The sequence below is a fragment of the Clostridium sp. 7_2_43FAA genome (assembly GCF_000158375.2).
Taxonomy (GTDB): domain Bacteria; phylum Bacillota; class Clostridia; order Clostridiales; family Clostridiaceae; genus Clostridium; species Clostridium tertium.
The window spans coordinates 950756-974157 of sequence record NZ_JH815222.1; the positions used below are offsets into that span (position 1 = coordinate 950756).

Consider the following 23402-nt stretch of genomic DNA (forward strand, 5'->3'; position numbering starts at 1 on the left):
ATAGGCGAATGTAAGCTGATATATTTACATTCGTCTATTTTTTAATTTTATCAAGTTAAAATTATGTTAATATGTGGAAGAATATGATAAAATATATAATTATTAGAATATAATTTTAAGGAAAAGGTACTGGTGATAATCATGAAAAAAAGAAAAAATAATTTTATTTTCATATTTGCTAGTTTATGTTTAATTATATTAATAGTTAAAAGTAATTTTGACAATGTAACTTCATTATTATCTATCATGTTATTTATTATTTTATTGTTGATGATTAGATTGGTTTATATAAATAAAAAATATGAAAAGCTATATAAATTAGCAGAATCAAGCAAGAGAAGATATAGAATGGCTATAGATGCATTGGAATGTGCAATTTGGGAATGGAATAGTGAAAATAATAAATTGTATATGTCTAAAAAGATAAAAGATATTTTAAAAATTAATAAGGATATAGAGAGTTTTGATGAATGGTTTTCATTTATTGTTGAAGATGAAAGAGAAGATATAAAAATTTTCATTGAAAACATTATACATAATAGAATATTAGATAACTTTATTTTAGAATCATCCATAGTAGATTTTTCAGGAGAAAAACTATTACTTAAAGTGCAAGGAAATGGGAAGGTAAGAAATAATGTTTTTTATTTATCTGGACTTATTGTAGATATAACTGAAAGAAAAAGAGTAGAAAATATGAATAAGGTTATAGAAAATAAGAATAGACTAGCTGTAGAGGGATCTAAGGACATTGCATTTTGGTGGAATGTTAATCAAAATATTATATCAATTGATTATAGTATTAGAGAATATTTAGAAATTAAAGGAGAAGGAGATGTATTAATTTCAGATAAAAGTTGGAAAAAGTTTATATTAGAAGATGATATTGATTTATATAATAAGAAAATAAATAAGGTTTTAAATTCAAAAAAAGATGAGTTTTATTCTATAGATTATAGAATATTAAGTAAGGATAATAAAGTTGTATGGCTTCAAAGTAAAGGGAAAAAAACATTAGAGAAAAATGGGGATTTATTTATTCATGGAGCTTTTTCAGATATAACAGATAGAAAGGAAAAAGAAATTGAAATTAATTATTTGAGTTTCAATGATGAAGTTACAAGGATTCCAAATAGAAGGTTTTTTGTGAGAGAGGTTACAAATCATATAAATAATTATCCTAATGAAAAAATAGCATTTATTTTTATAGATTTAGATAATTTCAAATATGTTAACGATACATATGGGCATGATGCTGGAGATTTACTTTTAATTGAATTTGCAAAAATTATAAAAAATATGAAAATAAAAGATTCTCTTTTTGCTAGATATGGCGGAGATGAATTTATAATAGTTCAATATAATATACAAGAAAAAAATCAAATTAAGTATATTTTAGATAATATAATAAAGAAATTAAGTAATCCAATAATAATAAATGATAAAGAAATTTTTTGTACATTAAGTATAGGAGTTAGTGTTTATCCAATAGATGGAGGGGATATGCCAATTCTCTTAAAAAGAGCAGATATGGCTATGTATCTTGCAAAAGTTAATGGGAAAAATAGATATGAATTTTTTGACATAAAAATATTAGAAATTCTAAATAGAGAATTTGATATAGAAAAAGGGTTAAGGGTTGCTGTTGACAAGAGTGAAATAAAAATGCTATATCAGCCTAAGATTAAAGTAGATACAGAAGAGGTTATAGGTTTCGAGTCTCTTGTAAGGTGGAATAGTAAGTCGTTAGGAATAGTATCACCTAGTGAATTTATACCAATAGCGGAAAGTTCAGGTCTTATAATACCTATAGGAAAATACATAATAAATGAAAGTTTTAGAAGGTGTAAGGAATTAACATTAAAAAATAATAAGAAGTTTAAAATGGCGATTAATTTGTCTGAGGTGCAAATTAGGGATGAAGATATAGTTTCATTTATATCTGAATCATTAAAGTTCTATGATTTGAGTGCTGAATATATAGAGTTTGAAATTACAGAAAGTATAATAATGAAATCAGCAGAAAGAAATATAAGTACATTAGAGAAGTTAAAAAAGTTAGGAGTTTCATTAGCGTTAGATGATTTTGGAACTGGATATTCATCATTAAGTTATTTAAGAACTTTGCCTATAGATGTATTAAAGATAGATAAAAGTTTTATAGATGGAATAGTTATAGAAGAAAAAAGTGAGTATATAATAAATAGTATTGTTGAACTTTCACACTACTTAAGTCTATTAGTAGTTGCAGAAGGAGTTGAAACTAAAGAACAACTGGATTTTTTAAAGAGAATTAGTTGTGATGTTATTCAAGGATATTATTTTAGTAGACCTGTCGAGTTTGATGAAGCTATTAGAATGATTTCAACTTAAGTAAAAAGTGTCTTTTGACACTTTTTTTTATTATTTTATCACCAAAATCATAGGCAAAGCATATTATGTAACTATATTATGCTTTGGAGGTATATATGAAAATAGTTATTGACGATCAATATCATAGTGACGAAAATAATAATAATAATGAAGATCAATATACTGTAGATGAAAATGGAAATTTGAATTTATTTATTCAAGTCGATGGGGAAGTTGGCGAGGATAATTCTACAAGAACTATTAATAGAGACAACATATGTAATACTCAAGAAGAAATAATAGAAAGTGATTTTAGTGAGGAAAAATGTGAAAACCCTTATGATAGACTATATTCAAATATAGAAAATAAATTAGAAGGTATCTCACAAGATAGCTCACAAGAACAATATAACTCACAATATAATTCACAGTATAGCTCAGAAAATAACTTTAATAGTTATAATGGAGTAGAGGAAAAAGGTAGAATTGAAATCATATCAAGATTAGCAAGTAGAGATGGAGTAGAACTTAAGGGAGCAAGGATAAACTTATATCTATTAAATGGTATATCTCCTAAATTGTATGATTCAAAATTTACTGATTCAAATGGAGAAGTAGTATTTGAAAATTTAGAAAATGGATGTTACAGGGTTATAGCAATAGTAGATAGAAGATTTTTTGAAAAGCCTTTATACTATACTTGGAATGAGGTTACTATAGATAAAAATAATAAATCAGCAAATATATGTGTAGTAAATAAAATAAAGTCAGCTTATTACAGAAGATAGAATATGAGAAAATATTTATACACTTATAAAAAGGAGCTGTCGCGCAATTAAAAATGTAAAATATAAAATGAATAATGAAGATGAGAACTGTTGACAGTAGTTTTAAAATAGTATAAGTTTAAATACTTTATTATAAAATATTACAAGATTTTAAATTTTACGTTAAAGGGCTGTTTGTACAGCCTCTTTTTATTTTGAATATAATAAGTATAGACATAAATAAGAATTACTTGTTACAATAAAGATAAGATTTTTATTGGAGGAATACAAATGAATAAGTTAAAATTGAAAGTTCAAAAAATACATAATGAAGCTATAATACCTAATTATGCACATAAAGGGGATGCTGGGTTAGACTTATATTCAGTAGAAGAGGTTAAAATTAATCCATCTGAAACAGCATTGATTAAAACAGGAATAAAGATAGAGTTACCGCCTCAAACTGAGGCGCAGGTTAGGCCTAGAAGTGGATTAGCATTAAAACATGGGATTACTGTTTTAAATACACCAGGAACTATAGATGAAGGATATAGAGGTGAAGTAGGAGTAGTATTAATAAACCATGGAAGGGAAACCTTTATTGTTGAAAAAGGTATGAAGATTGCACAAATGGTAGTAAAACCAGTATGGTATGTTGAAGTTGATGAAGTAGAAGAGTTAAGTGAAACTGAAAGAGCAGAGGGGGGATTTGGTTCCACAGGGAAAAGATAAAACAATTTACATGATATTAAGTAAAAGTTAAGGGGCTGCCGCAAGGCACCCCTATTAAGATGAATTACTTTAAAAAATATATTTATATATTCTCATTAATTCTATACTATCAATTATAAATTGCGCAAAGTCGTTTAATTGGATAAATTCTCCCATTCCTCGTATAGACTAGCGATTTTTTCTTCTAAATCTTTTATTTCCTTATTAACTCTTTCGCTTTCAGAAGGATTAGAATAAATTTCCTCAAGACAAAGTTCTTCTTGTAGCGATAATAACTTTTCTTCTCCAGTAGAGATATCATCTTCTATTTTCTTTATTTTTAGCTTTAGAGTTTTTTCCTCTTTTTCAAGTTCTCTTTTTTTCTTTTTTTCATCTTTTAATTGAGTTTTAGTTTTTCCATTTGATAGTTCTTCTAAAACTTCAAACCTATTAGGATTAATTTTCTTTTCTTGATAATAACTATAGTTTCCTAAAAATTCTTTAATACCATTTTCATTAAGTTCTAATATTCTATTAATTACTTTATTTAGGAAGTATCTATCATGAGATATAACCATTAATGTTCCATCATAACTTAATAGTGCATCTTCAAGAGCTTCTCTAGACATTATATCAAGATGGTTTGTTGGTTCGTCTAATAATAATAAATTAGATTTTGATAACATAAGCTTTAATAAATTTATCCTACATTTTTCTCCACCACTAAGAGTATTTATTATTTTAAATACATCATCTCCAGTAAATAAAAACGATGCTAATGCACCTCTTAATTTAGACGTAGTTAAGTTAGGAAATTCATCCCATACTTCATCTAAAATAGTCTTATCTAGGTTTAAATCAGATTGTTCTTGATCATAATATCCAACATTTACGTTTGTTCCAAGAATAACTTTACCACTATCAGGATTTAAATTATCTAAAATAATTTTAAAGAGAGTTGTTTTACCACGACCATTTTCTCCAATTAATGCTACTTTTTCTCCTCTTTTAAGATCTAAATTAAGGTTTGAAAAGAGATTATTATCTCCATAGCTTTTAGCTAGGTTTTCAATATGAAGAACATCATGCCCACTTTTAACAGAGGCTTCGAATTGAATTTTAGAAGCTTCTTTTTCCTTATCTGGAGCATCTAGTCTATCCATCTTTTCTAAGGCTTTTTCTCTACTTTCAGCAGCTCTTATGCTTTTTTCTCTGTTGAAGCTTCTAAATTTTTCTATTATTGCTTCTTGTCTTTTAATTTCAGCTTGCTGAAGATTATAAGCTTTAAGTTGAGCTTCATAATTTTTCTTTCTTAGGTCAATAAATTTAGTATAAGAAACATTGTAACAATTAACATGGCCATTAATTACTTCAAAGGTATTGTTTGTAACAGCATCTAAGAAAAATCTATCATGAGATATTACTAAAACTGTTCCTTTATAATTTTTTAGATATTCTTCCAGCCACTCTATAGCTTCCAAATCAAGATGGTTAGTTGGTTCATCAAGTAAAATTATATCTGGGTTTTTTAAAAGCAGTTTACAAAGTGAAACTCTAGTTTTTTGTCCACCACTAAGTGTATTTATAGGTTTATCGAAGTCTTCTTCTAGAAAACCAAGACCTTTCAATACTCTAGATATTTCGCCTTTATATGTGTAACCACCTTTATGAGAATATAAATCCTGAAGGGTAGTGTAATCTTTTATAATTTTTTCATGATAAGCTGCATTATCCTCATTATAAGGTTCAGCCATCTTTATTTCTAACGAATGTAGTCTATCTTCAATATTACGAAGATCTTTAAATACTAAATTCATTTCATCATATATAGTATTATTTAAATCTAAATCAACATGTTGAGTTAAATATCCTATAGTTCTATTTTTATCTATAAATATTTCACCAGAATCCTGTGATAATTCTTTAGATATTATTTTAAATAAGGTTGATTTTCCTTCACCATTTCCACCAATAATTCCAACTTTATCACCTTCATTAATTGAAAAGGTAATATCTTTTAGTACATCTCTTATTCCATAACTTTTCGATATATCTTTGCAACTTAAAACTATCATTTTATCCTCCTACGCTTATCCTATATATCAAATATATTTAAACTTATAAATTTCAATAATTCCAATTTTATTATACTCTAAGGTGTTAAGCTAATCAAATACGTAAACTTTTATGTTGAATTCTTAATAGAATTAAAATAATGGCATATGTATATAAATAAAAGCATGTAAGAAGGCTTACATGCTTTTCACTATTTAGATATAGTCTTAAATTTAGGTAAATGATTATCTATAACTAATGAAGGAGTTCCGGAAATAAGAGGTAAGAAGTAATCTAATGCTTCTTCTTTTATATGATTTCCTTCATCATTAATTAAATTCATAGGAAAGTATTTAACATTATTAGCTATCTTATCTGCTTCTACAAGGAAATGAGAAGTAGAATAAGTTGAGTTTGAACCTCTTTTTATAGCAACCATATATCCACTATGCCCTTCAAGTGCAAACTTTAATGCAGAGTATCCAGCTTCAAAAGCTTCCTCTAAATCAACATCGGAAGCACAATGGATTGCACATCTTTGTAATACACCTAATTCTAAAGATTTAACTCTGGATGTTATACCAGACTGGATTATTAAGTTCTTTAAGTAAGAACCAACGCCACCTAATTGTGCATGTCCAAATTTATCATGAGATTGTTTTTCAACTTCAGTTATAAATTTGCCTTCAGAATTTCTTATGCCTTCTGAAACAACTATAAAAACTTTATTTTTTTCTTGGAATCTTTTTCTAACATCTAAAAGAAACTTTTCTATTTCAAAAGCAACTTCAGGTAAATATATAAAATCTGCAACAGGTTCTCCATTGATCCTAGCTGTACAAGCAGAAGCAGCTAGCCAGCCTGTATCTCTACCCATTGTCTCTAAAATAAATATTCCGTTATTTATATAAACTGATGAATCTAAATATGTTTCAAGGGCTGTAGTTGCAATAAATTTTGCCGCACTACCAAAACCAGGAGTATGATCAGTATACATTAAATCATTATCTATTGTCTTGGGGATACCAATAAACTTTATGTCTATCCCAGTTTTTTTTGCATATTTGCCTAGCTTAGCAATAGTATCCATAGAGTCATTTCCGCCTACATAAAAGAAGGCTTTTATGTCATTAATTTTTAATATATCTAAAAGCTTATCATATTCCTCACTTGATTCTTCTAAGTTTTTCATTTTATATCTACAAGAACCTAAACCAGAAGATGGTGTATATCTGAATGTATTTATTTCATCATCAGTAAAGGAAGATAATTCTATTATATTTCCATTTAATATACCTTCTATTCCATTTAGACCTGCATATACTTTATTAAATGCACCTAAATCCTTATTTGCATGTAGTAAACCTACTACGCTTGAATTAATAACAGATGTTGGACCTCCAGATTGAGCAATTATACAATTCGCCATTAAGTTACTCTCCTTTATATAAAACTACAAAATATGATATACTTTTTCAAATATCATATACTCTATTTAATAATATACAACAAAATTTGTCTTATTAAAAGTACTTATTTAAAAAAAATAATACATAAATACTATACTTTATAATTATATATAGAGTAGAATTATATAATTTGGAGGGGTTTCTAGAAAATGGGATTAAAAGAAGTGATTTTAATAGGAGTAGCTATGGCAATGGATGCGCTTGGACTTAGTATAAGTTTAGGAATAAATCCTATATTAAAAAGAAGAAATAAAATAGGGTTTATAGCTTCATTTGCTTTCTTTCAATTTTTATTTATATTTTTAGGAGGAGTAGGAGGAAAGTTTTTTGATACATATATAGTTGCTATACCTAATTTTATAGGTGGAGTTATAATAGCCTTAATAGGATTTATAATGATACTAGAAGCATTTAAAAAGAATGATAATGATGAGTCAGTGTTAATAAGAAAGTCAATGTATATGATTTTAGGTATGTCAGTTAGTATTGATGCTTTAGTAGTTGGCTTTACTGCATTTCATGAAGTTAATGAAATCTTATTATTTATTGATGCTATTTTGGTAGGATTAATAACATTACTTATATGTACAAGTGGATTTTTTATGTGTAGATATGCTAGAAGAGTTGATTTTATATGTAAATATGCTGATTTATTAGGAGGATTAATATTATTAATACTGGGATTTAAAATGATATTTTTTTAATATTTAATATGTAGAGTATTAGTGTTATAATTATATAAAGATTAGAACGTTAGGAGAATAAAATGAGCTGGGAAAATTATTTAAAAGAAAATGGAATGAGAGTAACAGCAGGAAGAATTTCAATTTTAAATATAATAGAGTCTTCAGATAAAGGGCTATCAGCAGAAAATATATATTGTGAATGTAAAAAGCAAAATGAAAACTTAAATCTTAGCACTATATATAGGACACTAGAGTTACTTGAAGAAAAAGATATAATTAAGAAAATAAATATAGATGGACCTGCAATATATATACTAAAAAAAGAAAGTCATAAGCATACTTTAAAATGCGATGTTTGCCATAAGTGCGTTGAAATACCTTGTCCAATGGAAGAGATAGAAGAAGCTATAAAGGCTAAGGTTGGTTTTAGTTTAACAGAACATAAGCTAGAGCTTAATGGTATTTGTGATCAATGTAAAAAACAAATAAAAATTAATATTAATAAATTATAAAAGGGATATTTTCGTAAAAATATCCCTTTTATAATTTAAAATTAAAACATTATTCAAAATTTAAAAATTTATCTAATATTATTACTATAATTAAAGTAAATACTGAGGTAATTGCAATAGTACCTCCAGGAGCACTATTTATATAATACGATAAAAATAATCCCATCAAAATATCAAACATTCCAAAAAATATTGAATATAATAATGTTGTTTTGAATCCTTTTTTTAATTGCATTGCAGTAGCAACAGGGACAATCATTATAGATGAAATTACAAGTATCCCCATTATTCGTATAGACATAGAAATAGTTGCACCAACTAATATAGTGAAAATATAATTTATTAATTTTACTTTTATCCCAGCAGTTTTTGCACCTTCTTCATCAAAGGTAATATAAATAAGCTTATTATATAAAAATATAAGTGCTATTAAGCATATTATTCCTACAATCAATATCATGAATATATCTTGTGTAGAAACGGTAAGGATACTACCGAATAAAAATGAATTAACTTTAGCGGAAGCTTTTCCACTACTTATAAGTATTATTGCTATTCCTAAGCTAAAAGTTAAAACTAATGACATAACAAGTTCAGCGTATTTTTTATAATATTCTCTTAATAATTCAATAATTATTGCACAAAGAGTTGTAAATAAAAATGCTGTTATAAGAGGATTAACCCCTAAAACCAATCCTATAGCAACTCCAGCAAAAGATGAATGTGATAATGTATCACCAATCATGGAGTAGCGCCTAAGCACTAAAAAAAGTCCTATGAAAGGACAAAGTATTGATATTATAAAGCCAGCCATAAAGGCATTTTGCATAAAATCTAATTGAAACATATAATCTACCTTTCTTGATTATAAACTTAAATAGCATCATTTAACTTAAAATTATTATTTCTAAAATTCTTATATTCATCAACTGTAAATAATGTAATGTTTCCATTATCTACTTTAAGTATATGAGTTGAATTATTTAAAGCAATATCTATATTATGTTCGATTGATATAATAGTTTTTTTATCCACTTGATTTAATTTCTTTAAAATACTGTATATTTCAATTTGATTTGCTTCATCAACACCAGTAGATGGCTCATCGAGAATAATAATATCTGGATTTCCCATTAAGGCTCTAGCAATAAGAACTCTTTGCTGCTGTCCACCTGATAGCATTCCTAAAAGTCTTGTTTCATAATCTTTCATATTTACAGTTTCAAGTATAGAAGAAATATTTATATTAATATTTTTCAAACTTTTTTTGTGACAAGATAAAACTTCTTTTACTGTAATAGGAAACTGAGAATTAAAAGAATCTAATCTTTGCGGAACATATCCAATAGAATTAGATTGAACTTCAATTGAACCAGATGTTGGTTTTAATAAACCTAGTATTAGTTTTATTAGTGTTGTTTTACAACTTCCATTTTCGCCAACTATAGATAAATATATACCTTCAGGTATATTTAAATTTATGTCTTTAAGTAAATATGGTGGTTTATTGGAATATGAAAAACATAAATCTTTTATATTAATCATTAAAAAAATCATCTCCTAAATAGTCTAGACTTATTATATATGAAAATGCAAATGGTTTGCAACAATTACTTTATATATACATTATATATTTACTTAATTATTTATATTATTACCATATTTTAAAATTGTGAAGCAACTTATTGCTAAAAAGTTAGCATGAAAAGGTGAGACGTTAATTTAAATCTACTAGGGTAAAGTTCAGTAGGAACATAACTACATTTGACTAAATATTCAATGCCTGATATGCAAAACTTAAAATATATTGGTGAAAGCATTTTCTATTGAAAAAATTCTTAAAGATTTTTTATATTAAGTTTTACATTCTTTCATTTCTTAATTATTTTATTCAGTTGATTTATATTATGAATAAAACATATAATATAGGTAAGTTATTAAAACTAAAGTAAAGATTGTGGAGGAATATATATGGATTTTTCAAGTTTAGTATTAATGGAAAAGGATAAGGATACGGGATTTATAACTAAGGAGCTTGGAAGTTTTCAAGTTTCAGAGGGAGCTTTATATGTAAAGAAACTTTTTGTTGTTAATGAAGTTGTAAATTTATATTTTGATACAAATAAAGATGTAGAAGAATGGGAATACTCAGCAATATATGATGTTTTTAATTATGATGCCTTTATAAAAGAAGAATTTGAAATTGAGGATGTGTTAGATGAATATAATCCTACATTTTTAATAAAATTTGAATATGTAGATGATTATGAGGTTATGAAGGAAAGAATAACAAGATGTGTAGAATTAATTGAAGATTCTATGGAAAACGCTTTTAAGGATATTGTAGGAAAAGAAGAAGAATATAATTAGAAGGGAGGGCCTAAAAAATTAGGCGGAAATTATGAGTGAATCAAAGGTATTGAAAAAAAGAGAAGAAATAGAAAATAAGTATAAGTGGAAGGTAGATAAAATATTTTCAACTGATGAAGAGTGGGAAAAAACTTTTGAGGAGTTAAAAAAAGAAGCGCCATCACTTAAGGATTTTGAAGGAAAGTTAAATGATGAAGAAAATATTCTAGGCTACTTAAATAAATATGTAGATTTAGGTATAAAGGCTGAAACAGTATATGTATATGCACATTTAAAGTGTGATGAAGACACATCAAATCCTAAATATCAATCTATGATGAATAAGGTAGATTCTTATATGGCAGAATTTGCATCATATACAGCATATTTTGTACCAGAAATATTGTCATTAGAGGATGATTTTATAAGAAATACTATAAATACTAATGAAAAGCTAAAGATGTATTCATTTATGTTTGAAGATATATTAAAAGAAAAACCTCATATTTTAAGTAAAGAGCAAGAAGAACTATTAGCACAAGTTTCAGATTGTTTAGATGCTCCAGACTCAATTCACAATATGCTTACAAATGCAGATATGAAGTTTGGAGATATATTGGATGAGGATGGTAAAAAGGTAGAATTAACAGAAGGTAATTATTCAGGATTTATAAAAAGTAAAGATAGAAAAGTAAGAGAAGAAGCATTTAAAACATTATTTAAGTCATATAAAGATTTAGAAAATACTTTTGCAACTACATTAACAAGTTCAATAAAGAACTTTAATTTTAGTGCAAAAGTTAGAAAATATAATTCTGCACTAGAAGCTTCATTAAAGCCAAATGATATACCGCTAGAAGTTTATAAGAATTCTTTAAAAACTATAGATGAAAATTTAAAATCTCTTCATAGATATGTAGCATTAAAGAAACAACTACTAGGATTAAATGAAATGCATATGTATGATTTATATGTTCCAGTTATTGAAATACCTAAAGAGCATATAGAATTTAATAGTGCTGTAGATATGGTTTTAGAAGGATTAAAACCATTAGGAGATGAATATTTAAATATATTTAAAGGTGGAGTTGAAGAAGGCTGGATAGATATATATCAAAACAAAGGTAAAAGAGGAGGAGCTTATTCTTGGGGTGGATATAAAACAATGCCATATGTTTTATTAAACTATAATTATGAGTTGCATGATGTGTCTACGTTAGCTCATGAAATGGGCCACTCTATTCATTCTTATTATTCAAGAAAAGAGCAACCATATATTTATGCAGGATATACACTATTTTGTGCAGAAGTAGCATCAACTACTAATGAAGCACTTCTAATACATCATTTAATAAATAAAGAAACAGATAAGAAGAAAAAATTATATTTAATAAATCAAGAATTAGAGCAAATAAGAACAACTGTATTTAGGCAACTTATGTTTGCAGAGTTTGAATTATATACTCATGAAAGCTTAGAAAAAGGAATACCTTTAACAGCTGAAGATTATAATAAAGCATGGCATGAGTTAAATGTTAAGTATTTTGGACCAGATATGATAGTTGATGAAGAAATTAATATTGAATGGGCAAGAATACCACATTTTTATTCTGATTTCTATGTTTATCAATATGCAACTGGATATGCTGCGGCATCAGCTTTTGCAAAATCAATATTGGAAGGAAAAGAAGATGCAGTTCCGAGGTATATAGAATTTTTAAAGAGTGGTGGTAGCAATTATCCAATAGAAATTTTAAAGAAGGCTGGAGTTGATATGACTACTTCAAGACCTTTAGAAGCAACTATAGAAAGATTTAATGAACTTCTGGATATGCTAGATAAAGAAATTAATTAATAAAAGATTAATAAGCAATTGGTAAACAAAATGCCAATTGCTTATTACTATTCAAATGATAGGGGGATATAGGTGGAGAAGTTTGAAAAAGTATTTTTTAATTCAATAACTAAGGAATTAAAATTCTTTATGAGGGATTATTATAGTAATTATCATAATAAAAATAAATGGATAGGATTATTAGATTTAGATGAAGTAATGGTTGGAGTTATAGTGGTAAAGGATTCAGATGAAGAAGTTGACTTTAATGAAGCAAGAGAATATCTAGCAAAATCATTAAATAAGCCATTTATCTTAAATTTAATAATTCTAACTTCAGGAGAATATATAAATTATGGAGAAAGTAATTATAATAAATTAATATTTTCTTTAAAAGAAAGAAAAATAATATATTGTAGTAATGGATCTAAGGCGTTTATTCCAATTATAGATTATATAGTGAATATAGATAGTAAAAGAAGGATAAGCTTTAAGGAATATAAAGTTACATATACAATAATTATTTTAAATATTTTATTATATTTAATTGAAGTTATTAAATCCAGAAATTTAATTGATATTGATATTTATACCTTAATTCAAATGGGCGCAAAAGTTAATGTTCTAATTAATAGTGGGGAAATATATAGATTATTAACATCTGCTTTTTTACATGGTGGAATAATTCATATATTCTTTAATATGAGTGCGCTTAATATCATAGGAAGAGAAGTCGAAGCTGTATATGGAAGTAAGAGATATATAGCAATTTATGTTATATCAGCTTTAGGTGGATCTGTGGTTAGTTATTTATTTAAGCCTAATAGTATATCTGTAGGTGCATCAGGTGCAATATTTGGACTCTTAGGAGCAATGCTTATATTTGGATTAAAAGAAAGAGATAAAATTGGAAAGCAATATATGAAAAATATATTAGAGACTATAGGATTGAATGTTATTATAGGTATAACTATTCCGAATATAGATAATTTTGCTCATTTAGGTGGATTGATTCTTGGAACAATAACTTCATTTATATTATTTAAAAAGAAAAATTTTAAGATTAATTAGTTAATATTTAGTAAACAATATTTATAAAGTAAAAATAAATTTTTAAATTTGTTATAATTATCAGTATTAAATTCTAGGAGTGATATCATTGAAGAATAAAGAAAATAAGAATGAATTTATACTAGCAGTTATTTTTACTTTACTACTAATAATAACTGCTATATACGATTTTATGGTAAGGGATGGAGAAAAGCTTTTTAGAATAGGACTTACATTTGTAACTATAGTAGGAGCATATTTATTATATATAAAGAGCTTTCTTAAGGGATCTAGAATTATATACTATATAAATATGAGTTTTATATTCTTATCAATGTATTTAGCAAGTGTTTGGGATTTTTATTCAATAACTAATTATGATAAATTTTTGCACTTATTATCTGGTGCTATAATTGCTATAATTGGATATGTTTTATTTTTATATTTAACTAATGAAAAATCAAGAAAAGAAATGAACCCGCTTATTTCAGTTATGTTTGTTATATTATTTGCAACAGCTGCAGCGGGAACCTGGGAAATATGGGAGTTTACAACAGATTCTTTATTTGGACTTCATGCTCAAAATGGTAGTTTAAATGATACTATGTGGGATATAATATGTGGAACTGTGGTTGGGATAATAACAGCTATTCCAATATATATGTATAGCAAAGGTAAAGATATAAAAATAATAAAGTATATAATAGATGATGTAGAAAAAAGTAGAAAATAAATTTTATTAAATAAATTTTATTAAATAAATTATTATAATTTAAGTACAGGTTATAAAGATTATTTTTTTATTAGTAATATTTATAATCTGTACTTAAATTCGTTACATAATAAAATTTATATAATGATTTTTAAATGTTTTCAAATTTTTAAAATAATATGCAAATGCGTATAAAATTATTAAATTAATAATTTTATAGAATATTAAAGAAAAATATAGTAAAAAATATTATAATAATGTATTATAAGTATTATTGGAAATTAAAGGAGTTGGGGCCAATGTCCGGAAGAGAATATGTAAATAAAGTTATTACTGAAGTAGAAAAAAGAAATAGTGGTGAAAAAGAATTTCTATCTGCAATAAAAGAAGTACTGAATTCTTTAGTGCCAGTATTCGACAAGCATCCTGAATACATAGAAGAGGGAATATTAGAAAGAATTGTTGAACCTGAAAGACAAATATTTTTTAGAGTACCATGGGTAGATGATGAAGGAAAGGTTCAAATTAATAGAGGGTTTAGAGTTCAGTTTAATAGTGCAATTGGACCTTATAAAGGTGGACTAAGATTCCATCCATCTGTAAATCAAAGTATAATAAAGTTTTTAGGTTTCGAACAAATATTTAAAAATTCCTTAACTGGCTTACCTATAGGTGGAGGTAAGGGGGGATCAGATTTTGACCCTAAAGGAAAATCTGATAGAGAAGTAATGAGATTTTGTCAAAGCTTTATGGCAGAATTATGTAAGCATATAGGTCTTGATACAGATGTCCCAGCTGGAGATATAGGAGTTGGAGCTAGAGAAATAGGATATATGTATGGCTATTATAAGAAAATTAGAAATGCAAATGATCAAGGCGTTTTAACTGGAAAAGGATTAACTTATGGTGGAAGTTTAGCTAGAAAAGAAGCTACAGGTTATGGATTAGTGTATTTCACAGAAGAAATGCTAAATGATAATAATTTAAGTTTTAAAGACAAGACTGTAGTCATATCAGGGTCAGGAAACGTTGCTATATATGCTTGTGAAAAAGCAACAGAATTAGGTGCTAAGGTTGTAGCTTTAAGTGATTCAAATGGATATATTTATGATGAAAATGGAATAAATTTAGATGTAATAAAAGAAATTAAAGAAGTAAAACGAGGTAGAATCAAGGAGTATTTAGATTCAATTCCAACTGCTAAGTATGTAGAAGGATTTAGGGAAATTTGGAAGATTAATTGTGATATAGCACTTCCTTGTGCAACACAAGGAGAATTAGATAGAGAATCCGCAGAAATATTAATTTCAAATGGAGTAAAAGTTGTGTCAGAAGGTGCTAACATGCCAACTGATTTAGATGCAATTGAATTACTTCAAAAATCTGGAGTAATGTTTGGTCCAGCAAAGGCTGCTAATGCAGGTGGAGTTGCCTGTTCTGCTTTAGAAATGTCTCAAAATAGTATGAGATTAGCTTGGAGTTTTGAAGAGGTTGATTTAAAGCTTAAAGATATAATGAAAAACATATATAAGAACTCTAAAAGTGCAGCAGAAAAGTATGGCGAGCCAGGAAATATATTAATGGGAGCAAATATAGCTGGATTTGAGAAGGTTGCAGAGGCTATGTTAGCTCAAGGAATAGTATAATCTCAAAAATAGCAACCCCTATTTTAAGATTATTAATAAGAAGTCACTTAGTTTTAAGTTAATACTATAAGCTAAGTGGCTTTTATATTTTAATAGTATAAATTTTATAAAGATATAAAGAAAATTATTAATAAAAGGAAACTATCAACAATATATTTATTTAGGGTAAAAAAATTAGGGAATTATTACATAAGCATATTATTTATATATGTTATTTATATAGGATAAAATAATATATATAAATAATTATTTGGTATTTGATAAACTGAGTAATTGAAATATATAATTAGAATTATTATTTTAGTAATTCAAATGAAAAATTAAATAATATGTAATTACAATTTTTATAATATATTCCTAGTTTTAATTACTTAGATTATTAATTGAAGCACGCTGGATTAATATAATATTAATGAATTTTTAAGATTTCTACACTTGATTTTTTACCCCTATTAGAATATATTTAATAAAGATGTCAAAGATAATGTTCAAAAATAGTAATACAAGGAAAATTTCCTTTATTTATAGGAGTGGATGTAATGGAAGAGATTATTTTTACTGTGACAGGTGCATTTCAGATTGTTGTCTTTGCAATAATGATGTATTATTTCATATTAGCTTTTTTTGGATTAAGAAGAAAAGTAGAAAAGAAAAATTATACACCTACAAAAAAGTTTGCAATGATAGTTGCAGCTCATAATGAGGAAGTTGTTATTGGAAAGTTAATAGAGAGTATGCTAAATCAGGATTATCCGAGAGAACTTTTTGATGTTTTTGTTATTGCAGATAATTGTGATGATAACACTGCAAAAATAGCAAGAAAATATGGAGTCTATGTTTATGAAAGATTCAATAAAGAGCAAAAGGGTAAAGGATATGCATTAGAATGGATGTTTGATAAAATATTCAAAATGCAAAAGAAATATGATGCAGTTGCAGTATTTGATGCTGATAATTTAGTATCAAAAAATTGGTGTAAAGAAATAAATTCAAAAATGATAGAAGGTTATAAAGTAGTACAAGGCTATATAGATAGTAAAAATCCTAATGATTCATGGATAGCTACTTCTTATTCAATAGCATTTTGGACACAAAATAGAATGTATCAATTAGCAAGAGCAAATGTTGGATTATCAAATCAAATTGGGGGAACAGGATTTGCTATAGACACAGATATTTTAAAGAAGTTTGGTTGGGGAGCTACATGCTTAACTGAAGACTTAGAATTTAGTTGTAAATTAGTTTTAAATGGCGAAAAAGTAGGTTGGGCTCATGATGCAATAATTTATGATGAAAAGCCATTAACATTAAAACAATCATGGGTACAAAGAAGAAGATGGATGCAAGGATTTACAGATGTAGCATCTAGATATTTTGTTAAACTTGTCAAAAAAGGCATCAAAGAAAGAAAATGGTTTGTTTTAGATTGTGCTTTATATGTTATACAGCCGTTCTTTACTTTAATGATTGGTATATCAGCAGTATTAAGCTTTATTCAAGGCATGAGCCCAGAAGGACTTAATATCTTTTTAATTAGTTATTTAACAGGAGATGTTTTCTTTAAAGTTATTGGTATTATGCAATTTTTAATTACTCCTTTAATTATGAGATTAGATAAAAAGATATCACCTGGACTTTTTGTAATGCTTATATTCTATTCTTTAAGCGTATTTATATTACCTGTATTTGCTACGAAGGCAGAAAATTATGCAACAGTTTTATTAATAGACATAGTTTATAATTTGGCGTTCTTATTAGCTACAGCATTATTCCTAGGTAAAAAGAAACTTATTTTATTCTTTAGATTCTTATTATATTCATTATATACATTAACATGGATACCAATTACAATAGAAGGTATAATAAGAAAGAATAATAAGGAATGGAATCCGACTAAGCATGTTAGAAATATAGAAATTTGTGATGTTCAGTAATTAAAAGAGCTGTTATAAAACTACTAAAATAGTTTTATAACAGCTCTTTAAATATGTAAAGAGGATTATAAATATTTTTAAATTTTAAATTCTTTTGCGAACGTTTGTTTGACTTTTTTGATATAAAGATTTATATTTTTATTTGTAAGTTAATTATGATAAAATTAAAAAGATTATATAGGTTACAATAAAGCTTTAAGGCTTAAATAATTAATTTAAGTAATTGATATTATAAAATAAATTTAATGTTTGAGTAACTTATATTAAAAATTATTAGTATATATGATTTCAATTTAAATTTTAATTAAATAAGTATGTTGGCTATTTAATATACAATTAGTTTTAATTATTTACATTATTAATTGAAGTATATATATATTGAATATGGATGGTTAAACTAATTAAAAGATCTTGGTTTGACGTATTAATAGTGATTTTGGAGGTTTGTATGAACGAAGATTTAATGAAAGGATATGATGTTACTGATTTAACTTCCTTAGAAAAATTGGAGCCAGTTAGAATAAGACCGGGGATGTATATAGGCTCTACAGGAACAAAGGGATTACATCATTGTGTTTGGGAAGTTTTAGATAATTCTATAGATGAAATATCCAATGGGTATGGAAATAAGGCTACAATTGTTATAAACAAAGATAAAAGTATTACAGTTATTGATAATGGAAGAGGAATCCCAACAGGCATTCACCCAATTAAAAAGAAGTCAGGAGTAGAGATGGTTTTTACAGAACTACATACTGGTGGAAAGTTTAATAATAAAAATTATAAAACTTCTGGGGGATTACATGGTGTAGGAGCAGCTGTTGTGAATGCTTTATCATCATGGTTAGAGGTTGAAGTACATCAAAATGGAAATATATATAAGCAAAGGTTTGGATATGCTTATGATAAAGAGTTAAAGAGAGATATGCCTGGAACACCTATAACAAAGCTTGAGGTAGTTGGAAAAACTAAAAATACAGGTACTAAAGTTACTTTTATGCCAGACAAAGAAGTCTTTTCAAGTGTTGACTTTAAAATTGATGTAATTGATGAAAGGCTACAAGAATTAGCATTCCAAAATAAAGGAATACATCTAGAGTTAATAGACTTAAGAAAAGAAGAAGAATTTAGAAAAGAATATTATTCTGAAAGGGGACTTTTAGATTTTATAGAATATTTAAATGAAAGTAAGACTACACTTCATCAAGTTCCAATTTACTTTGAAGGAGAAAGAGTAGTTAATAATATACAAATGTTTGGGGAATTATGTATTCAATTCACAGATTCATCAACAGAAAATATAGCTAGTTATGTTAATAATATTCCTACTACAGAAGCAGGAACTCATGAAACAGGATTTAAAACAGGAATGACTAGAGCATTTAAAGAAGGTGCCAAGAAACTTGGACTTGTGAAGGAAAAGGATAAGGATTTTGAAGGTGACGATTTAAGAGAAGGCATGACTGCTATCGTAAGAATTAAAATAACTAATCCTATGTTTGAAGGTCAAACAAAGACTAAACTAGGTAGTACTGAAGCATATACTATGATGAATGACTTGGCATACACTAAGTTTAGCGAATGGATCGAAGATAACAAAGAAGTTGCAACTATGCTTATAAATAATGCACTTCAAGCAGCCCAAAGAAGAGAAAAAATTAAAAAAATTAATGAAGCTGAAAAGAAAAAGGTAGGAAAAGGTGCTGCGCCACTTGCAGGTAAGGTTGCGGTTTGTACTTTGAAAGATAATACAGTAAATGAATTTATAGTAGTTGAGGGAGATTCAGCTGGTGGTTCTGCAAAACAAGCAAGAGATAGAAGATTCCAAACTATAATGCCTTCAAAAGGTAAGATAATGAATACAGAAAAACAAAAGTTAGAAAATGTTTTAGCTTCAGAGGAGTTAAAGATATTTAATACAGCTTTAGGAACAGGAACTTTAGACAATTATAAAGAAGAAGATTTAAAGTATGACAAAATAATAATAATGAGTGATGCTGATGTAGATGGATATCATATAAGAACTTTATGGATGACATACATATATAGATATATGAGACCTTTAATTGCAAATGGTCATTTATATTTAGCACAACCACCACTATATAAAGTATATAAAACAGTTAAAGGAAAAGAAGTTCATAAATATGCTTATAGTGATGAGGAACTTGAAAATGTAAAAAAAGAAATTGGTAAAGGTGCACTTATACAAAGATATAAAGGGCTTGGTGAAATGAATCCAGATCAATTATGGCAAACTACATTAAATCCAGAAACAAGAACTCTACTTCAAGTAACTATTGAGGATGCTGCTAAAGCTGAAAAAATGGTTTCTTTACTGATGGGGGATATAGTTGAACCAAGAAAAACTTATATGTACAAATATGGAGAATTTTAATTATAGGATGGAGAAAAAATATGGCGAAGAAAGTTAATGATATACCAAGGGATAATAATATAATTAGAGTCCCTTTAGAAGAGGCAATGCCTGATAACTATTTGCCCTATGCTATTGAAGTTGCAAAGGATAGAGCACTGCCTGATGTTAGAGATGGATTAAAACCAGTTCATAGAAGAATATTATATGGAGCATATCAGCTAAAAGCATTTCCAGACAGACCTTATTATAAGTCTGCGAGAATAGTTGGAGATATCTTAGGTAAGTATCATCCACATGGAGATACATCAGTTTATGATGCTATGGTTATAATGGCTCAAAACTTTTCAACTAGAGAAACGCTTATAGATGGTCATGGTAACTGGGGATCTATGGATGGTGATGGAGCAGCAGCTATGAGATATACAGAAGCAAGACTTGCTCCAATTGCTATGGAGATGCTTAGAGATATAGATAAAGAGACTGTTGATATGGTTCCAAACTATTCAGATAGTGAAATGGAACCTAAAGTGCTTCCAAGTAGGTATCCTAATCTTTTAGTTAATGGTACATTTGGAATTGCAGTAGGGCTTGCGACTAATATTCCTCCTCATAATTTAGGTGAGGTTACAGATGGTGTATTAGCATATATAGATAATTCGGAAATAACAACTAAAGAACTTATGAATTATGTAAAGGGACCAGACTTACCTACTGGTGGAATATTAATAGGACAAAATTCTATTTTGGCAGCTTATGAAACTGGAGAGGGTAAGGTAACTTTAAGAGCTAAAACTAATATTGAAAGACTTGAAAACGGAAGAGTTGGAATAGTAATAACTGAGTTCCCTTTTAGAAGAAATAAAGCAAAACTTCTTCAAACTATATCTGAAATGACTGGAGATAAAAGACATGCTAAGGCATTAGAATCAATAGTTGATATTAGAGACGAGTCAGATAGGAGTGGGGTAAGAGCTGTTATAGAGTTAAGAAAAGCAGCTGATGAAGAAGTAGCAGATAAGGTTTTAAAATATTTATTTAAAAGAACAGATCTTCAATGTAATTTAAGCTTTAATATGGTAGCTCTTGCAGATGGAAAGCCTCAAACAATGGGGTTAAAAACTATAATAAAGCATTATGTAAACCACCAAAAGGAAATAGTAACTAGAAGAACTATAAAAGAATTATCTATTGCTGAAAAAAGGTTTCATATAGTTGAAGGATTTATTAAGGCTATAGATGTTTTAGATGAAATTATTAAAACAATAAGAGAATCTAAATCTAAGAAAGATGCAGGAGTAAATCTTATAAGTAAATTTGGATTTACAGAAATACAAGCAGAAGCAATTTTAGAATTGATGTTATATAGATTAACTGGACTTGAGATAAAAGTATTCCAAAAGGAATATGCTGAATTAGAAAAAACTATAAAGAAACTTAAAAAGATATTATCAGAAGAAAAAGAACTTCTAAAAGTAGTAAAAAATGAATTAAAAGAAGTATCAGATAAATATAGAAATCCTAGAAAGACATCTATTATTAAGGATGATAATGAAGCAAAAATAGATGTTGAAGAGCTTATAGTTGTAGAAGATGTTATGATAACACTTTCTAAGGATGGCTTTATAAAAAGAATACCGCTAAAAACATTCAATAGACTTAATGCGAAGGCAGAAGATATTGAATATAGAGAAGGTGATGAATTAAAGTTCTTATTTAAATCTAATACTACAGAAAGCATTCTTTTATTTACAAACAAAGGAAATATGTATCAAACTAAAGGTATAAATATTCCAGAAGGTAAATGGAAAGAAAAAGGTGAAAAAGTAGATAATATAATAAAAACTTTAAATCTTGAAGAAGAAAATATTATATTTGCAACTTCAGTAACTTCATTTATACCAAGCAAATATATTCAATTTATAACATCAAGAGGTGGAATTAAGAGAAGTTCATTAGATAAATTCCAAACAAGCTATACAAAATTGCAAGCTATAAAGCTTAAAGAACTTGAAGAAGTTATAGATGTTATATTATTAAATCAAGAAGAGGTAAAAGAATTTATAAGCTTTGAAACAAAAGAGGGATTATCATTTAGCTTACAAATTCCTAAAATAGAAGATTTACCTAGAAATATATTACCGACAATAATGTTCAATTTATCTAATAAGGATGAAATAATAAAAGTTGAATATAGTGAAACTATGGAGTTTGTTAATTTTTCTATAGGAATAACTTCAAAAGGAACTATAAAAGGCTTTAACAGTATTAAGAAAAATGATAATTTAAAAGTAAGTACAGACTCTTTAAGTAATGTATTAATGTTTACAAATAAGGGGAAAGTATTTAAAATACCAGCATTCTTATTATCTGGAGTAAGCAAAGGAGAGCTGCCACTAGATAAAATTGTAGATAATATAGAAAAAGATGAAAAAGTAATAAAAGTATTTTCTTTAAAAACTTTTGAAGAAAATAAATTTATTTACTTCTTTACAAGAAGAGGAATGATTAAAAAGACTGCTTTAACAGAGTTTGATGGTAATTATTCAACACAAATAACGTATAAATTTAAGTATGATAATGATGAGTTAATATCAGTTGAATTATATGATGATTGTCAAGTTGAAATGCTTATTATAACTAAAAAGGCAATGGGTATAAAATTCTCTTCTGAAAATGTTAATACTATGGGAAAAGTTGCTTCGGGAGTTACAGGAATAAGTTTAAAAGAAAACGATGAAGTAATTTATGGTTCTTTAATAGGCTCACAAAGTAGGGATAATACAAATGAAATTGCATTAACATCTACGGATAAAATAACGTTAATTTCTAAAAATAAAGAAAAGAAGGAAGTAGAGCTAGAAGATATAAAGCTTCAAAATAGAGCAGGTAAGGGAAGTAGTATAATGACTATATCCTTAGAGGATGAAATCAAAGAAATTATATAA

The 23402-nt window shown here is 27.1% G+C and carries 17 protein-coding genes; 13 read left to right on the forward strand and 4 right to left on the reverse strand.

Translation table 11 applies throughout. The features are described from left to right. The first annotated feature begins 141 nt into the window (after positions 1–141). From CSBG_RS06075 to dut, 3 genes are all read left to right on the forward strand, one after another. Positions 142–2373: a GGDEF domain-containing phosphodiesterase gene (locus CSBG_RS06075; RefSeq protein WP_207745196.1), complete on the forward strand. Its 2232-nt coding sequence runs from the start codon at positions 142–144 to the stop codon at positions 2371–2373. Positions 2374–2468: 95 nt separating this feature from the next. Beyond that, entirely contained in the window at positions 2469–3140 is a 672-nt protein-coding gene (locus tag CSBG_RS17910) for a prealbumin-like fold domain-containing protein (protein WP_008677966.1), read from the forward strand. Positions 3141–3410: 270 nt separating this feature from the next. Next, a complete protein-coding gene (dut, locus tag CSBG_RS06085) occupies positions 3411–3851 on the forward strand; it encodes a dUTP diphosphatase (RefSeq protein WP_008677967.1) in 441 nt (146 codons plus the stop codon). Positions 3852–3985: 134 nt separating this feature from the next. Here dut and CSBG_RS06090 read toward each other — a convergent pair whose 3' ends face one another. Together CSBG_RS06090 and CSBG_RS06095 are read right to left on the reverse strand one after the other, a co-directional pair. Then, a complete protein-coding gene (locus CSBG_RS06090; RefSeq protein ID WP_008677969.1) occupies positions 3986–5905 on the reverse strand; it encodes an ABC-F family ATP-binding cassette domain-containing protein in 1920 nt (639 codons plus the stop codon). A 191-nt stretch (positions 5906–6096) separates the two neighbouring features. Beyond that, positions 6097–7314 (reverse strand): 6-phosphofructokinase, encoded by a 1218-nt coding sequence (locus CSBG_RS06095; protein ID WP_008677971.1) that lies wholly within the window; start codon positions 7312–7314, stop codon positions 6097–6099. A 189-nt stretch (positions 7315–7503) separates the two neighbouring features. Between CSBG_RS06095 and CSBG_RS06100 the strand changes: the two genes are divergently transcribed. Further along, positions 7504–8058 (forward strand): manganese efflux pump, encoded by a 555-nt coding sequence (locus CSBG_RS06100; protein WP_008677972.1) that lies wholly within the window; start codon positions 7504–7506, stop codon positions 8056–8058. A 62-nt stretch (positions 8059–8120) separates the two neighbouring features. Further along, entirely contained in the window at positions 8121–8552 is a 432-nt protein-coding gene (locus tag CSBG_RS06105; protein WP_008677973.1) for a Fur family transcriptional regulator, read from the forward strand. 49 nt (positions 8553–8601) lie between these two features. On the opposite strand, the gene CSBG_RS06110 is transcribed toward CSBG_RS06105, so the two are convergent. Then, positions 8602–9399, reverse strand: a complete 798-nt coding sequence (locus CSBG_RS06110) for a metal ABC transporter permease (protein WP_008677974.1) — start codon at positions 9397–9399, stop codon at positions 8602–8604. A gap of 26 nt (positions 9400–9425) precedes the next feature. After that, positions 9426–10097 (reverse strand): metal ABC transporter ATP-binding protein, encoded by a 672-nt coding sequence (locus CSBG_RS06115; protein WP_008677975.1) that lies wholly within the window; start codon positions 10095–10097, stop codon positions 9426–9428. Positions 10098–10523: 426 nt separating this feature from the next. Between CSBG_RS06115 and CSBG_RS06120 the strand changes: the two genes are divergently transcribed. The 8 genes from CSBG_RS06120 to CSBG_RS06155 all read left to right on the forward strand — a co-directional run bounded on the left by CSBG_RS06120 (position 10524) and on the right by CSBG_RS06155 (position 23402). Continuing rightward, complete coding sequence (locus CSBG_RS06120; RefSeq protein ID WP_008677976.1) at positions 10524–10922, forward strand: DUF6762 family protein; 399 nt, start codon at positions 10524–10526, stop codon at positions 10920–10922. A gap of 31 nt (positions 10923–10953) precedes the next feature. Next, complete coding sequence (gene pepF / locus CSBG_RS06125) at positions 10954–12756, forward strand: oligoendopeptidase F (protein ID WP_008677977.1); 1803 nt, start codon at positions 10954–10956, stop codon at positions 12754–12756. Between the two features lie 72 nt (positions 12757–12828). After that, positions 12829–13806, forward strand: coding sequence for a rhomboid family intramembrane serine protease (locus CSBG_RS06130; protein ID WP_008677979.1), 978 nt, complete (start codon positions 12829–12831; stop codon positions 13804–13806). 88 nt (positions 13807–13894) lie between these two features. Next, positions 13895–14518 carry a hypothetical protein gene (locus tag CSBG_RS06135; protein WP_008677980.1) on the forward strand — a complete coding sequence of 208 codons (624 nt, stop codon included), beginning with the start codon at positions 13895–13897 and terminating at the stop codon, positions 14516–14518. Between the two features lie 278 nt (positions 14519–14796). Next, positions 14797–16143, forward strand: a complete 1347-nt coding sequence (gene gdhA / locus CSBG_RS06140) for an NADP-specific glutamate dehydrogenase (protein WP_008677981.1) — start codon at positions 14797–14799, stop codon at positions 16141–16143. A gap of 539 nt (positions 16144–16682) precedes the next feature. Beyond that, on the forward strand, positions 16683–18077 hold the full coding sequence (locus CSBG_RS06145) for a glycosyltransferase family 2 protein (protein ID WP_008677982.1): 1395 nt from the start codon (positions 16683–16685) through the stop codon (positions 18075–18077). A gap of 448 nt (positions 18078–18525) precedes the next feature. Further along, positions 18526–20475, forward strand: a complete 1950-nt coding sequence (locus CSBG_RS06150; RefSeq protein WP_008677983.1) for a DNA topoisomerase IV subunit B — start codon at positions 18526–18528, stop codon at positions 20473–20475. Between the two features lie 20 nt (positions 20476–20495). Beyond that, a complete protein-coding gene (locus CSBG_RS06155) occupies positions 20496–23402 on the forward strand; it encodes a DNA topoisomerase IV subunit A (RefSeq protein WP_008677984.1) in 2907 nt (968 codons plus the stop codon).